The sequence below is a fragment of the Novosphingobium sp. ZN18A2 genome (assembly GCF_036784765.1).
Lineage (GTDB): Bacteria > Pseudomonadota > Alphaproteobacteria > Sphingomonadales > Sphingomonadaceae > Novosphingobium.
This window is the reverse complement of record NZ_CP136651.1, coordinates 3,075,434-3,090,125: the sequence shown is the minus strand read 5'-3', so window position 1 is coordinate 3,090,125 and position 14,692 is coordinate 3,075,434. Positions and strand designations below refer to the sequence as shown.

Genomic DNA, 14,692 nt, shown 5'->3' with positions numbered 1-14,692 from the left:
CCGGCGCTGCCGGAGGACCGCACAAGGAATTTACCATGACCAAGCCCAAGGTACTCATTTCCGACAAGATGGACCCCAACGCCGCGCGCATCTTCGAGATGCGCGGTTGCGAGGTCGACGTGATCACCGGCAAGACGCCCGAAGAACTGATCGAGATCATCGGCCAGTACGATGGCCTTGCCATCCGCAGTTCCACCAAGGTCACGCCCGCCATCCTTGACGCGGCGACCAACCTGAAGGTTATCGGCCGCGCGGGCATCGGCGTTGACAACGTGGACATCCCTGCCGCCAGCGCCAAGGGCGTGGTGGTGATGAACACCCCGTTCGGAAACTCGATCACCACCGCCGAACATGCCATCGCGCTGATGTTCGCGCTTGCCCGCCAGCTTCCCGAAGCGAACGAACGCACGCAGAAAGGCGAATGGCCGAAGAACGCCTTCATGGGCGTGGAAGTTACCGGCAAGACGCTGGGCCTGATCGGCGCGGGCAATATCGGTTCGATCGTCGCCAGCCGCGCGCTGGGCCTGCGCATGAAGGTTGTCGCCTACGATCCGTTCCTTACCCCCGAACGCGCGGTGGAAATGGGCGTGGAAAAGGCCGACCTCGATACCCTGCTTGAAAAGGCGGACTTCATCACGCTGCACACCCCGCTGACCGACCAGACGCGCAACATCCTTTCGGCCGAGAATTTGGCCAAGACCAGGAAGGGCGTGCGCATCGTCAACTGCGCGCGCGGCGGGCTGATCGACGAAGCGGCGCTGAAAGGCCTGCTGGTGTCCGGCCACGTGGCGGGTGCCGCGCTTGACGTTTTCGCGGTTGAGCCGGCCAAGGAAAACCCGTTGTTCGGCGCGCCGAACTTCATCTGCACGCCGCACCTTGGCGCGTCGACCAATGAAGCGCAGGTCAACGTCGCGCTGCAGGTGGCCGAACAGATGGCCGATTACCTCGTCAACGGCGGCGTGACCAACGCGCTCAACATGCCGTCGCTTTCGGCGGAGGAAGCGCCGAAGCTGAAGCCCTACATGGCGCTGGCCGAACGTCTGGGCAGCCTTGTCGGGCAACTCGCCCACGGGAGCCTGACCAAGATCAGCATAGAGCGCGAAGGCGCGGCCGCCGCATTGAACGGCAAGCCGATCGAGGCTGCCGTGCTGTCTGGCTTCATGAAGCAGTATTCGGACAGCGTGAACATGGTCAACGCGCCCTACCTCGCCAAGGAGCGCGGACTTGACGTGCGCTCCGTCCGGCACGAGCGCGAAGGCGTGTACCACACGTTGCTGCGCGTGACGGTGGGCACCGAAGCGGGCGACCGCTCTGTCGCGGGCACGCTGTTCGGCGCCGACCAGCCGCGCCTGACCGAAATCTTCGGCATCGCGGTGGAGGCGGACCTCAAGGGCGATATGCTCTATATCGTGAACGAGGATGCGCCCGGCTTCATCGGTTCCATCGGTTCGCTGCTGGGCCAGAACGGGATCAACATCGGCACCTTCCACCTTGGCCGCCGCGAAGCAGGCGGCGAAGCGGTGCTGCTGCTTTCGCTCGACAGCCAGCTTTCGTCCGAAATGGTGGAACAGGCCAAGCAGCTTCCCGGCGTGAAGACGGTGATGCCGCTGCGGTTCTGACCGCGCCGGGCCGTATGGTCATTGCAACATGGGGCTGGCGCCATTGCGGCGTCGGCCCCATTTGCATCGGGCGCCGCGACGGCTGGCGAAGCGGCCCCGTTCTTGCACCGGCAGCGCGCGTTTTCCCGCGCGAAGGCAATTGTTAACCCTCTATAGCTAACGTCGCAGGTCTTGGTCCTTGGTGAGAGAAGGCCTGTGTCCTTACTGGTCATCCGTGCCCACAAGCGTTTTGCCGTCTGCCGCAGGGTGCCCCTGCGCAAGGGCCGCGCGATCGCGGGTGACGGATTGCTGATAGAGCTTTCGCTTGAAGGCTGCCGGATCAGCCAGATACAGCAGGACCATTTTCGCGAAGGCGAAGAACTTCACTTCAATGTCGAAGGCTATGGGATGATCACCGGCGCGGTGCGCTGGTCGCAGGGCAATTGCGTTGGCCTGCGCCTTTCCCCCCCGCTGCATCAGGCGGAAATGGCAAACCTGCTGGACGTCCTGCGCGAAGGCCCGGAAAAAGTGGCGGCCGCAGGCGGGTAATGGATTAATTCTGACAATTGTCGCCACCTGGCCAACAGGGCTGCAAATTTCAGAAGCGGACCAACAGCGCGCTTTTCGACCACCACGGATCGCCGGTCCGCGATTCCGCTCCAAGATCGTCACACTTGCAACAAATTCCGGTAAATCCGCATCGGTCCAAACGCTTCGTTAACGCTGGCCGCTTAGGCCGGTTTCATGGGGACTGGTACAGACCGGACGTTCAGCCATGAACACGCGCGCGATCGGGCGCAGCGACCCTCGATTCTGGGGCGGTTTCGCGCGAGTTATCGCCAGCGCGATGAAGATCACCTGATCCGGGCCTATTCCGCCAACCTGTCGCAACGCGTGCCGCCGCTTTACGGTCTTGTCATCCTTGCCGTGACCCTGCTTGCAATGCGCTTCCACGGCACGGCGCCCGCGGTCCTTACCGAAGTGGTGCCGGCGATGATGTCTGTCCTGGCCTTGTGGCGGCTGGCCTACTGGCTCCCCGCGCGGGTCCGGCGGCGCAGCATCGCAGACTTGCGCCGCGATCTTCGCACCATGAACTGGGTCAGCGGTTTCAGTGCGGCGATCCTGGTCGGCTGGGCGGTTGCGATCTATCCCCATGGCGACGCCGCGCAGCAGAGCCTTGTCCACTACGTGATTTCCGTGATCGGTTTCTGCGGCATACTGTGCCTTGCCGAAGCCCCGCTGACCGCGCTGTTCTTCGGCCTTTCGCTTGCCGTTCCTTCCACGCTGTTCTTCGTGATGAACGGACACCCCAACGCCGTTTTCATATCGGTGGTGCAGGCAACGCTGACCTGCCTGTTGCTGGTCGTCGCCAATGCCCATCACCGCGATTTCGTGCGGCTTGAGCTCTCGCGCGAGGAGATCGTGCGGCGTGAACGCCATGCCGCAAGGCTTGCGGCGGACAACCTTGCAAACGCGACATACGATGCGCTTACGGGCGTGCTCAACCGCCGTGCGTTCCTTTCCTTGCTTGAGCGCGCGATGAACGATGCGACAGGCGCCAGCGCGTGGTTGGCGCTGGTCGATCTCGACGGATTCAAGCACGTCAACGATACCTATGGGCACGCGGCAGGCGATGCCCTGCTGAAAACGGTGGCCATCAGGATCGGCGCGCAGGACGGCGTTACCGCCTATGGCCGGCTTGGCGGGGACGAGTTCGCGCTCTTGCTGGACGGCGCATACGATTCCGAACGAGCGTTGGCGGCGATGAAGGATCTGTCGCGCAAGATCGCCGAACCGGTTGCCGACCGGGGAACGGTTTTGCGCCTGTCCGCGTGCATCGGCATGAAGCGGACAGAGGGCCGGAGCGTGAACGAATGCCTCGAGCGCGTCGATTCGGCGCTCTACAAGGCAAAGGAAGACGGGGATGGCGCCGTGTGCATGTTCGCCCCGGAAGACGAGGTCGCCCTGCGTCAGCGCGTGGCGATCACGCGAACGTTCAACGCCGCTTCGCTGAACGACACGATCCGGCTGCTCTACCAGCCGGTGTGGGACATCGAATCGGAAAAGGTCGTGGCTTACGAGGCGCTGGCCCGCTGGACACCCGATGGCGGCGAGACGTGGCTGCAACCAAGCACTTTCATCCCGCTTGCCGACGCGACCGGACGGACGGGTGAACTGACCCGCGCGATCCTGGCGCGGGCGCTGGGCGAATGTCGCGTGTGGGAACAGGGCCTGACGCTCGGCGTCAACCTGGCGCCGCGCGATGTGTTGCGCGACGGTTCGGTCGAATCGATCGAACAGGTCGTGCGCGAGGCGGGCGCCCCGCCAGAGACGATCACGTTCGATGTGACGGAACGCGCGCTGATCCTCGATCCCAAGCGCGCCATGCATAACCTCCAGGCGTTCCGCGATCGCGGCTTTCGCATTTCATTCGACGATTTCGGCGCGGGGCTTGCCAGCCTTGGCAATATCCACCGCCTGCCCTTGGACGTGCTCAAGATCGATCGCGGGCTGACCAGGGCGCTGGCAACCGATGCCGGAGCGCGCGCGCTGGCCGGCACGATCCTGACGCTGGCCTGGCAGCTGGACATCGATTGCGTGATAGAAGGCGTGGAAACCGAAGCCCAGACAGAGGTGGCCCGCGCGCTGGGCATCCGGCTGATGCAGGGTTATCGCTTTGGCCGGCCGTTGCCGGTGGAAGAAGCGCTTGCCGGGCGCCAGGCGGCCTGACCCTTTTCCTGACCGGCGCGGCGTGCCAATACCTACCGCCTGATAAGGAGCGGGAGAGGCGCTTGAGCTGGGAAGCCGAAATCGAGGAACTGCGTGCCCGCGAAGCGATGGCCGAGCAGATGGGCGGTGCGGAAAAGGTCGCGCGGCAGCATTCGCGCGGCAAGCTGGACGCGCGCGCGCGGATCGCCGGTCTGGTCGATGCCGGATCGTTCCGCGAAATCGGCAAGATCGCGGGCAAGGGCTTTTACGATGCCGAAGGAGGGCTGGAAAACCTTGCGCCATCCAATCTGATCTTCGGGCGCGCGAACATCGAAGGCCGCCCTGTCGTGGCATCGGCGGACGATTTCACGGTGCGCGGCGGCGCGGCCGACGCGGCGATCCATCGCAAGTTCGTGATGTGCGAACAGATGGCGCATACGATGAAAATCCCGATGATCCGCATGATAGACGGCACCGGCGGCGGCGGATCGGTGAAGACCCTGGAGGATATCGGCGCGACCTATGTGCCCGCCGTTCCGGGGTGGAGCCACGTGGTGAAGAACCTTGAAACCGTGCCTGTCGTCGCGCTGGCACTGGGGCCGACGGCCGGGCTTGGCGCGGCGCGCGTGGTGGCCAGCCACTATTCGATCATGGTCAAGGGCCTGTCCCAGCTTTTCGCCGCTGGGCCTGCGGTGGTGGAGGCGATCGGCGAGCCGAGCGACAAGGAATCGCTGGGCGGCAGCGGCATCCACACGCGCAACGGCGTGGTGGACGAGGAGGTGGCAAGCGAACACGAAGCCTTCGCACGGGCGCGGCGCTTCCTGTCATACCTGCCCGGCCACACCGGAGAGAAGGCCGCGCGCACCGGCTGCGCCGATCCCACCGACCGGCGCGAGGACTGGCTGATCGGCGCCGTGCCGCGCGATGCCAAGCAGGTCTATTCGATGCGCCGCGTGGCCGAAGCGGTGTTCGATAGCGGAAGCGTGTTCGAGATGGGGCGGCTTTGGGGAAGGGCGGCGATCACCGCCTTCGCGCGGCTGGATGGCTGGCCGGTTGCGGTGCTGGCCAGCGATCCCTCTTTTCTGGGCGGATCGTGGGAAGCGCGTACCAGCGAAAAGGTGGAACGCTTCGTGAAGCTGGCGGACCAGTTCCGCCTGCCGATCGTCCATCTCGTCGACAATCCCGGTTTCATGATCGGGCACGCGGCGGAAAGTTCCGGCACAATCCGCTACGGCGTGCAGGCGATGAACGCGATCTACAAGGCCACCGTCCCGCTCGCCAGCGTGATCGTTCGCCGCGCCTATGGCATCGCAGGCAGCGCGATGAGCAATGCCGAGGAATTCCAGTACCGTTTCGCCTGGCCGTCGGGCGACTGGGGCAGCCTGCCAATCGAAGGCGGGATAGAAGTCGCCTACAAGTCCGAACTGGAAACGGCGGAAGACTATGACGCCCACCTTTCCGCGATCCGCGACCGGCTGAACCGCGTGCGGTCTCCGTTTCGCAGCGCCGAACGCTTTTCGGTGGAGGACATCGTCGATCCGCGCGATACCCGCCCCCTGCTTTGCGAGTTTGCCGACCTCGCCTGGCGCATGCTGGAGACGGAATAGGAGAAGGCAGACATGGCTTTGGGCATTTGGAAGGGGAGCCTGTGTCTTGCCGTGCCGGCCGCATTGCTGGCGGGATGCAGCGGACCGGCGGGCAGCCCTGACGAGACGCCCAGCGCCCAGGCCGGACCTTCTGCCACCGTATCGAGTGTTTCGGAAATCGCGCCGCCGCCCGCTTCCGCCGCAACCGCCCCGCCCCTGACCGCCGGCAGTCCGGTTTCCTGCACAGAAAGCATCGGTGCGGCGAAGGCGGCTGCCCTTGTCAAACAGTGCCTTGCCGTCTCACCCGCCACGCATCCACCGTGCAATGCAGACAATTCCTGCGCGATGATCGAAAGCGAAATCGCGCGTGGGTGCGCCTTGCTCGGGCCGGACGGAAAGGACGAGACCGCCTGCGATCCCGCGCCCGCGAGCGGCGCTGCGGCGGTTGCCGCCGTGCGGCGGTATTACGATGCGATCGGCGCCAGCGATTTCGGCACCGCCTATGCCGCGTGGGGCGATTCCGGCGGGAACAGCCACAAGACGTTCGAAGCCTTTCGCGCCGGGTTTGCGCATACAGTCTCGACACAGGTGGAGCCGGGCAAGCCGGGTGCGGTGGAAGGGGCGGCAGGGTCATTTTACGTGACCGTTCCCGTCACGGTCGACGCGCGGCTCGATGACGGCACGCGGCAGCACTTCACCGGCGAATACGTGCTGCGCCAGTCAAGCGGGGCGGGCGCGCCATCGCAAGGCTGGCATCTCTATTCGGCGAAGCTCGAGGGTGGCTGAGGCAAGGCGTCGCTGCGCTTTGCGCGTCAGGACAACTAGTGCATCACCACGTCGGCCACCGGGCGCGGCGCGCCGGGCGGGGTCACGCGGCGGAACAGCTTGCCCCGTTCGCTGAACAACACGAACAACAGCGTGGCCATGCCGCACGCGACAAGGCCGAGCGCCACGGGACGGGCGGTGTTGTCATAAGCCTGGCCGATCACGATCCCCAGGCCAGAACCGATTACCATTCGCCCGAAAGCCTGGACCGAACTGGCCGCCCCGGCGGTGCGGGCGAACGGCTGGAGCGCGATCGACCCGAAATTCGCGCCGATAAAGCCGATCAGGCACATGTTGAACGCCATGACCGGCATGAACTGCCAGATCGTCTGGCCGGGCCGCGTCGCCAGAAACAGTTGCAGCGCGCCGGTGGCGATGAACAGGAACAGTGCCGTGTGGCTAACGCGCCGGGCGCCAAAGCGTTCGACGATGCGCGCATTGGTGAAGCTGGCCACCGCCATTGTCATCGCGGTGCCGCCGAAGACCAGCGGGAAATATTCGCCCACGCCGAAATGTTCGGCCACCAGCTGCTGCGACGAATTGATGTATCCGAACAGCGCCCCGAACACGAGCGCGCCGCCGATCACATATCCCAGCGCCTGACGGTTCACCGCCGCGCGGCCCATGTTGATCGCGATGGTGGCCGGATGGATCGGCTGGCGGTGCGCCGGGTCCAGCGTTTCGGGCAGGCGCGACCACGCCCAGCCGGTAACCAGCGCGGCCATGACGGCAAGGACAACGAAAATCCAGCGCCATCCCGCGAACAGCAGAACCGTCTGCCCCACGCTGGGCGCAAGGATCGGGACCAGAAGGAACACCACCGAAATCGTCGAAAGCATCCGCGCCATCTGGTCCCCGCCAAAACGATCGCGGATGATTGCGCCCGGCAGCACCGAAAGCCCCGCGCTACCCAGCGCCTGAAGCGCGCGCAGCACCAGCAGTGTATCGAAATCCTGAACCAGCGCGCAGGCCAGCGACAGCGCCATGTAGGCCAGAAGGCTTGCGAACAGCACCGGGCGCCGCCCGAACCGGTCTGCCAGCGCGCCGGGCACCAGCGCGCCGAACCCTGCCGAAACCAGGAACACGCCGACCACAAGCTGCCGCTCGTTCGGATCGGAAACGCCCAGATCCTGTGCGATCTGCCCCAGCGCGGGCAACATCCCGTCGATGGCGAGCGCCTGCAACGCCATAAGCATCGCCATCAGGGCGATGAATTCCTTCTCGCCCAGCTTGCGGACCGGGGAAGCGTCAGGCGTCGATGGCTGCATGGATCGCCTGATGCCTTGTCGCGACAAATCGGGGAAGTGAATTCTTCGCATTTGCAAAAGCGCATGCGCCGCGTGAAACGCAAAATGCCTCCCCGTCGCGCGCCGTGACGCCTAAACCGGCACGGTGAGCGACGAATCCGAATCCATCGATCCCGATGATCCGGCGCCGGGCCTGAGGAAGATCATCCATGTAGACATGGATGCCTTCTTCGCCAGCGTCGAGCAGCGTGACGACCCTTCGTTGCGCGGCAAGCCGGTGGCGGTGGGCGGTTCCTCTGCGCGCGGCGTGGTCGCGGCGGCAAGCTATGAGGCGCGGGTCTTCGGTGTGCGCTCCGCCATGCCTTCGGCGCGGGCGGTGAAGCTCTGCCCGGACCTCATTTTCCGCAAGGCGCGGTTCGATGTCTATTCGGCGGTGTCGCGCCAGATTCGCGCGATCTTCCTTGACCATACCCCGCATGTAGAGCCGCTGAGCCTTGACGAAGCCTATCTTGACGTGACCGAGGACTTGAAGGGCATCGGCTCCGCCACGCGCATCGCGGAACTGATCCGCGCCCGCATAAAGGCCGAAACGCAGCTGACCGCCAGCGCGGGCGTTTCCTACAACAAGTTCCTTGCCAAGCTGGCCAGCGACCAGAACAAGCCGGACGGGCTTTGCGTGATCCGCCCCGGCGAAGGCGCCGCTTTCGTACAGTCGCTGCCCGTTGCGCGCTTCCACGGAGTGGGGCCGCGCGGCGCGGAGAAGATGGCGGCGCTGGGCATCCGCACCGGAGCCGACCTTGCCGCAAGGGACATCCGCTTCCTTCGCCAGCACTTCGGCAACCTTGCCGATTACCTTTATCGCGCAGCGCGGGGGATAGACCTTCGCCGGGTGCGCGCGGACCGGCCGCGAAAGTCCGTGGGCGGAGAACGCACGTTCGATCACGATATCTCCAGCGGGCCGGCATTGCGCGATACGCTGGAGAGGATCATCGATATCGTGTGGGACCGCATAGAACGCAGCGGCGCGCGCGGGCGCACGGTGACGCTGAAGCTGAAATTCGCGGACTTCCGGCCCATGTCGCGGGCGCGGTCCGTGGTCCGCACGGTCGAGGACAAGCAGGATTTCGCCCGCCTTTCGCGCGAGTTGCTCGACGCGGTTCTACCGCTGCCACAGCCGGTGCGGTTGATGGGGCTGACCCTTTCCGCGCTGGAGGGCGATGAGGAGGAAGACGAAGAAACGGCGGTGGGTGGCGAACCTATACAGGGCAAGTTACCGTTTTAGCGCGCGTTTCGGTCACTCTCGCGCCAGGCTGCGATCTGCGCGCGGGACAATTCACCAAGGCTTTCGGGTAGGCCGGACAGATTGAAGAACCGCGCTTCCGCAATTTCGCGGCCGTCGGCGCGCGGAAGGTCGGCGGTCGTTCCGAAAACCAGTTCCACCGTGTTTACCCAGCGGCCGCGATCCAGCACGTGCGTGGCGACGTGGCGCGTTCCGGCAAGGCGGCAACCGGTTTCGTCCAGCACTTCGCGGATGGCTGCGGCAAGCGGAAGTTCCAGCGCGCCGATGCCTCCGCCCGGCAGCATCCACTGATCGCTGCGGTGATAGGTGTGGCGGACCAGCAGGATTTCGCCCGCGCGGTTTTGCGCGATCACGGCGCAACCGTGCGTCGCCCCGCCGGCGAATCGCCACCAGCGCAGACGGACGGCCTGCGCAATCCGCAGCGCGGTGCGGTGAAGGAGGGGTGAGACGGCAATCGGCAATGTTCGAGGATTCCTCCGCTTGCGGGGCGGAATAATGCATCCGGTTCGGGTTGGATACTGCCGACGCGGCGTGCGCCGCGCGGGCGGTTGCGGCAGGGCGGGAAATATCCGTTTAGAATGGCATTTACGGATTTCGTCATACTCCGGTAGCATTTCCCTGCTTGTCCGCCAGCACGCCGCGTTGGTGGAATCGGGATCGGCGCGGTAAAGCAATGCCGTCGAGGAGGGCGCACCGGGGTGCGATTCGCACGGGAGAATTTTGTCTTTTCGGGCAGGCGTTTGTCTGTGCCGTCGCTGCACGACGTGTTGTGGTGGGCGCTGGCGATCGCGATCGTCTGGCTCGCCGCGGCGATCGTGTGGGTGCTGGTCACGCCCGTCTCGCCGCTGGGCGCCTGGCGCCCGCGCGCCGTGCACGTAATGCCCGAACCCGCACGCGCGGCCGTGTTCGCCAGTGTCGATCCGTTCAACCGCCAGGCGAAGCCGCCGGTGCGCAAGGGGCAGAGCCAGTCCGTAACGTCGCTGGCGCTTACGCTTTACGGCACGCGCGGCATGCCGGGCGGCGGGGGCAGCGCAATCGTGGCCGGGGCCGATGGCGTGCAACAAGTCTATCGCGTGGGAGACGAGGTGCAGCCCGGCGTCAAGCTGGCGGGCGTGGCCTTCGATTACGTGACGCTGGATCACAACGGCGCGCACGAACTGCTTTATATCGACCAGTCCAAGGCCGCGCCGAACGCGCAGGCGGTGGTCGCGGAAAACCCTGTCGCGCCGCCGCGCGCTGCCAATGCCGGCCCCGATGCGCTGACCGTGGATACGGTGCGCAAGGGCATCACCTTTGCGCCGTATGCCGGAGGTAGCGGGATCGACGGGCTTGAAGTCCAGCCGTCGGGAGACGGCGCGGCATTCCGCGCAGCCGGCTTCGAACCGGGCGATATCGTCACCGCGATAGGCGGAAAGCCGGTAACCTCGGGCAACGATATCGCGTCACTTGTCGGGCAGTTGAAGCCCGGCGCTTCCATCTCGGTTTCCGTCAATCGCGGCGGCCGTCAGCTTCCTCTTGCAATCACGTTGGCGCAATGAAATTTCGCAACCTTCTTGTCGCGGCCGCGGCGCTGGCGCTGGCCACGCCGAACGCCGCATTCGCGCAATATACCCTGAACGTGCGCGACGCGGACGTGCGCGCCTTCATCGCCGACGCGGCGCAAGTGACGGGCCGCACGTTCATCGTGGATGGCCGCGTCAACGGGAAGATCAGCGTGGTCAGCGACCGGCCGCTGACGCGGTCGGAATACTTCGAGGTGTTTCTTTCCACGCTGCGCGCGAACGGCCTTGTCGCGGTGCCGACCAGCAACGGCGCGTTCCGCATACAGCCGGCCGAAGGCGCGGCGGCGCAGCCGAGCCAGATCGGCAGCCGCGGCGCGGCGCGCAACCAGATGATCACGGAGATCGTCCGCCTTCACACGATAGAGGCGGCGCAGGCGGTGGAAACGCTGCGCCCGCTGGTCAGCCGCGAAGGTTCGATCACCGCCAACAAGGCGGGCAATTCGCTGGTCATCGTCGATTATGCCGACAATATGCGCCGCATCCGCGCGCTGGTGGGCCAGATCGACAAGGCAAGCGAAGCCTCTACCCGCACGGTGATGCTGGAACACGCCGGTGCGCGCGAGATCGCGACGGCGTTGACGCAGCTGATCCAGCAAGGGGCAGAGGGCCGCGCGCTGGCGACGATCGTCCCGGTCGACAGTTCGAACGCGGTTATCATGCGCGGGGAGCCGGGCACGCTGAAGAAGCTGGCCGATACCGCGCGCCAGCTTGATGCGCGCGCGGCGGCGAGCGGCGGGGTGAAGGTCGTCTGGCTGGATTATGCCGACGCGGCAACGCTGGTGCCCGTGCTGGAAAGGCTGGTGGGCGGCAGCGGCGGCGACGAGGTGACGTCCGGTTCTGCCGCGCCCGTATCGCTTGGCGGCGTGGGCGGAACGTCCGGGCAGTCTGCGGCAGGCGGCAGCGGCGGCACCGTTACGTCAAGCGCGTCGCCGGGGCAGGTGACGGCCGCATCCAGCCCCACGGGCGCGACCAGCGGCGGTCTGGGCAGCGGACCGATCAAGCTGGCGAACGAAGCGGGCACGGCAACGATCACCCGCTATCCCGGCGCCAATGCGGTCATCATCTCCGGTCCCGCCGATGTGCAGCGCCGGCTGACCGAAGTGATCCGCCAGCTTGACGTGCGGCAGGACCAGGTGCTGGTCGAGGCGGTGATCGTCGAGGTTTCGAACGACGTCGCGCGGAAGCTGGGCCTGCAGTTCCTGCTGGGCGGCAAGGACATTCCCTTTGCCGCGACCAACTTTTCCAACGCCGCGCCGAATATCGTGACGCTGGCCGGCGGGCTGCTGGCCAACAAGATCGACCAGTCCACCACCGTGATCAACGGTTCGACCGTCACGACCACCACGAACAGTGCGACCGGAGACCTGTTGCGCCAGAATGCGGCGCAGGCCGCGCTTGGCGCGCAGGGCGGATATCTTGGCGGCTATGCCGACCTTGGCAAGGACCGCTATCTGGGCGTGCTGCTGAACGCGGTGCAGTCCGATACCAATTCGAACATCCTTTCCACCCCGCACATCACCACCAACAACAACGTGCCCGCCTCTATCCTGTTCGGGCAGGAAATCCCGGTTTCCACCGGCGAGGCGCTGGGCGCGAACTTCCAGAACACGTTCCGCACCATCCAGCGCCAGAACGTGGGCATAGAGCTGGACGTGACGCCGCAGATCAACGCGGGCAACGAAGTGCGGCTCGATCTGCGCCAGCAGGTCAGCTCGGTCGCCGGGCCGGTCTCGTCGAACAATTCGGAACTGATCGTCAACAAGCGCGAGATCAAGACCACGCTGACCGTCCACGATGGCGAGATCGCGGTGCTGGGCGGGCTGCTGGACGATAACGAGCGCCGCACGATCGAGAAGGTGCCGCTGCTGGGCGATATCCCGCTGCTGGGTGAACTGTTCAAATCGCGCGGGAAAAGCCACGTGAAGACCAACCTGATGGTCTTCATCCGGCCGACCATCCTGCGCTCCTATGCCGAACGCCAGGCGCTGGCGGCGCGGCGCATGGGCGTGATCCGCGATGCGCAGATGCAGTTCGATCCCAAGCAGGAACCGGGGATCGACCAGCTTGTTACCGACTACATGGGCGCGGCCATGCCGGTCGATGCCCACGCACCGGGCGATACGGTGATCCGTCCGCAGGCATCGGCTGCGGGCACCGCCGAACCGAAGGCGCAGATCGACGGCGAGTTGCCGCCCCGGAAGCCATAGTCCGATGCAGATCCGCCGGGGAAACGCTGACAACGAAACGGAGGCCGCAACGGCGGGCGGAACCACGCCCGCCGACGTTTCCGTGTCGGACGATGTCGCGCTGGCCGATGCGGTCAGCGTCGCGTCGCCCGCGGCTGCTCCCGCGCTTGACCTTCCCTATGCGTTCGCGCGCGATCGCGGGGTGCTGCTGGGGCAGGGCAACGCCGGACAGGCAGGCGGTGCCGCACATCTGGTGCTGCGCGAAGGGGCCGACCCGTCGGTTCTGCTGGAACTGCGCCGCGCGCTGGGCCGGCCGCTGGAGATCGAGCGCGTCGATTCGGCCGCTTTCGAAAAGCGCCTTGCCGAACACTATTCGGTCGATGGCGCGGCGGCGGCGGTCGCGGGCGACATGGGCATAGCGGGCGACACCATCGATCCGCTCGCGCTGGGGCTTCCCTCCGCCGAAGACTTGCTCGATTCGGCGGACGACGCGCCCGCGATCCGCCTCATCAACGGCCTTATCGCCGAAGCCGTGCGGCAGGGCGTATCCGACATTCACATAGAGCCATACGAACAGGCGCTGGTCGTGCGGATGCGCGTGGACGGGGTGCTGGCCGAAAAGCTGCGAATGCCGCCGCACGTCGCCCCGGTGCTGGTAAGCCGCATCAAGGTGATGGCGCGGCTCGACATTGCGGAGCGCCGCGTGCCGCAGGACGGGCGCATTTCGCTCAGCCTTGGGGGAAAGCTGATCGACGTGCGCGTTTCCACGCTGCCCGGCCGAGCGGGCGAGCGCGTGGTGATGCGCCTTCTGGACAAGGAGAACGCGGGGCTGGACCTCGCGCACCTGGGGCTGGACGACCGGGCGGCGGAAATCCTGAACGGCGCGCTGGCGGAACCCAACGGGATCGTGCTTGTCACCGGGCCGACGGGGTCGGGCAAGACGACCACGCTCTATGCCGGGCTGCGCCAGTTGAACGACGGCGCGCGCAATATCCTGACGGTGGAAGACCCGGTCGAATACGCGGTGGAAGGCGTTGGGCAGACGCAGGTCAACGCCAAGGTGGGGCTGACCTTCGCGGCGGGCCTGCGCGCGATCCTGCGGCAAGACCCGGACGTGGTGATGGTCGGCGAAATCCGCGACCGCGAGACGGCCGACATCGCGGTTCAGGCGTCGCTGACCGGGCACCTTGTGCTTTCCACCGTCCACACCAACGATTCGGCGGGCGCGATCACGCGGATGCGCGATATGGGGGTGGAGCCGTTCCTGCTCGCCTCCACTTTGCGCGCGGTGATCGCCCAGCGGCTGGTGCGCCGCCTGTGCCCGCATTGCCGCGAACCGCATGAAATCGAACCGGCGGTGGCCGGCGCGCTGGGTATCGAGCCGGGTGCGACCGTCTATGCCGCGAATGGCTGCCCGGCCTGCAACCAGACGGGCTTCACCGGCCGGATCGGCGTTTACGAAGCCCTGCGCGTGGACGACACGATCCGCAGGCTGATCCATGAAAACGCGGATGAAACCGCCATCGCCAGGCACGCGTACGCAAAGTCTCCCACGCTCGCCAGGGCCGCGCGGCGGCTGGTGCTGGAAGGCGTGACAACGGCGGAAGAGGCGCTGCGCATCACCCGGCGCGAGGATCGCAGCGATGGTTAGCAAGGCGATGTTGCGCGGCCTCCTTCGA

11 protein-coding genes are annotated in these 14,692 nt (G+C 65.9%); 9 read left to right on the top strand and 2 right to left on the bottom strand.

Annotated elements, in window-relative coordinates:
- The first annotated feature begins 35 nt into the window (after positions 1 to 35).
- The 5 genes from serA (at position 36) to RXV95_RS14710 (ending at position 6,679) form a co-directional block, all read left to right on the top strand.
- Positions 36 to 1,619 carry a phosphoglycerate dehydrogenase gene (gene serA, locus RXV95_RS14730; RefSeq protein ID WP_338466777.1) on the top strand — a complete coding sequence of 528 codons (1,584 nt, stop codon included), beginning with the start codon at positions 36 to 38 and terminating at the stop codon, positions 1,617 to 1,619.
- 195 nt (positions 1,620 to 1,814) lie between these two features.
- The gene (locus tag RXV95_RS14725; RefSeq protein WP_338466776.1) at positions 1,815 to 2,147 is read left to right on the top strand and encodes a PilZ domain-containing protein; all 333 of its coding nucleotides are present in this window, start codon (positions 1,815 to 1,817) and stop codon (positions 2,145 to 2,147) included.
- 195 nt (positions 2,148 to 2,342) lie between these two features.
- Positions 2,343 to 4,328 carry an EAL domain-containing protein gene (locus RXV95_RS14720; RefSeq protein ID WP_338466775.1) on the top strand — a complete coding sequence of 662 codons (1,986 nt, stop codon included), beginning with the start codon at positions 2,343 to 2,345 and terminating at the stop codon, positions 4,326 to 4,328.
- A gap of 62 nt (positions 4,329 to 4,390) precedes the next feature.
- Positions 4,391 to 5,914 carry a carboxyl transferase domain-containing protein gene (locus RXV95_RS14715; protein WP_338466774.1) on the top strand — a complete coding sequence of 508 codons (1,524 nt, stop codon included), beginning with the start codon at positions 4,391 to 4,393 and terminating at the stop codon, positions 5,912 to 5,914.
- A gap of 12 nt (positions 5,915 to 5,926) precedes the next feature.
- Positions 5,927 to 6,679: a hypothetical protein gene (locus RXV95_RS14710; RefSeq protein WP_338466773.1), complete on the top strand. Its 753-nt coding sequence runs from the start codon at positions 5,927 to 5,929 to the stop codon at positions 6,677 to 6,679.
- Positions 6,680 to 6,714: 35 nt separating this feature from the next.
- Here RXV95_RS14710 and RXV95_RS14705 read toward each other — a convergent pair whose 3' ends face one another.
- Positions 6,715 to 7,986: a multidrug effflux MFS transporter gene (locus tag RXV95_RS14705; protein WP_338466772.1), complete on the bottom strand. Its 1,272-nt coding sequence runs from the start codon at positions 7,984 to 7,986 to the stop codon at positions 6,715 to 6,717.
- A 124-nt stretch (positions 7,987 to 8,110) separates the two neighbouring features.
- Here RXV95_RS14705 and dinB point away from each other — a divergent pair, with 124 nt between their 5' ends.
- Entirely contained in the window at positions 8,111 to 9,247 is a 1,137-nt protein-coding gene (dinB, locus tag RXV95_RS14700; protein ID WP_338466771.1) for a DNA polymerase IV, read from the top strand.
- On the opposite strand, the gene RXV95_RS14695 is transcribed toward dinB, so the two are convergent.
- Entirely contained in the window at positions 9,244 to 9,726 is a 483-nt protein-coding gene (locus RXV95_RS14695; protein ID WP_338466770.1) for an NUDIX domain-containing protein, read from the bottom strand. The two genes, dinB and RXV95_RS14695, sit on opposite strands and share 4 nt — an antisense overlap.
- Positions 9,727 to 10,011: 285 nt before the next feature.
- On the opposite strand from RXV95_RS14695, the gene RXV95_RS14690 reads away from it, so the two are divergent.
- Genes RXV95_RS14690 through gspE form a run of 3 tightly spaced genes read left to right on the top strand, consistent with a single transcriptional unit; the run spans position 10,012 to position 14,664 of the window.
- A complete protein-coding gene (locus RXV95_RS14690; RefSeq protein WP_338466769.1) occupies positions 10,012 to 10,803 on the top strand; it encodes a type II secretion system protein N in 792 nt (263 codons plus the stop codon).
- Positions 10,800 to 13,034 (top strand): type II secretion system secretin GspD, encoded by a 2,235-nt coding sequence (gene gspD, locus RXV95_RS14685; protein ID WP_338466768.1) that lies wholly within the window; start codon positions 10,800 to 10,802, stop codon positions 13,032 to 13,034. Before RXV95_RS14690 ends, gspD begins: the two co-directional genes overlap by 4 nt.
- 4 nt (positions 13,035 to 13,038) lie before the next feature.
- The gene (gene gspE / locus RXV95_RS14680; RefSeq protein ID WP_338466767.1) at positions 13,039 to 14,664 is read left to right on the top strand and encodes a type II secretion system ATPase GspE; all 1,626 of its coding nucleotides are present in this window, start codon (positions 13,039 to 13,041) and stop codon (positions 14,662 to 14,664) included.
- Positions 14,665 to 14,692 lie beyond the last annotated feature (28 nt).

Bases quoted from the DNA above. Each gene is read 5' to 3' on its own strand.
- serA (WP_338466777.1), top strand. From the start codon at position 36: ATGACCAAGCCCAAGGTACTCATTTCCGACAAGATGGACCCCAACGCC.
- RXV95_RS14710 (WP_338466773.1), top strand. From the start codon at position 5,927: ATGGCTTTGGGCATTTGGAAGGGGAGCCTGTGTCTTGCCGTGCCGGCC.
- RXV95_RS14720 (WP_338466775.1), top strand. From the start codon at position 2,343: ATGGGGACTGGTACAGACCGGACGTTCAGCCATGAACACGCGCGCGAT.
- RXV95_RS14705 (WP_338466772.1), bottom strand. From the start codon at position 7,986: ATGCAGCCATCGACGCCTGACGCTTCCCCGGTCCGCAAGCTGGGCGAG.
- gspE (WP_338466767.1), top strand. From the start codon at position 13,039: ATGCAGATCCGCCGGGGAAACGCTGACAACGAAACGGAGGCCGCAACG.
- gspD (WP_338466768.1), top strand. From the start codon at position 10,800: ATGAAATTTCGCAACCTTCTTGTCGCGGCCGCGGCGCTGGCGCTGGCC.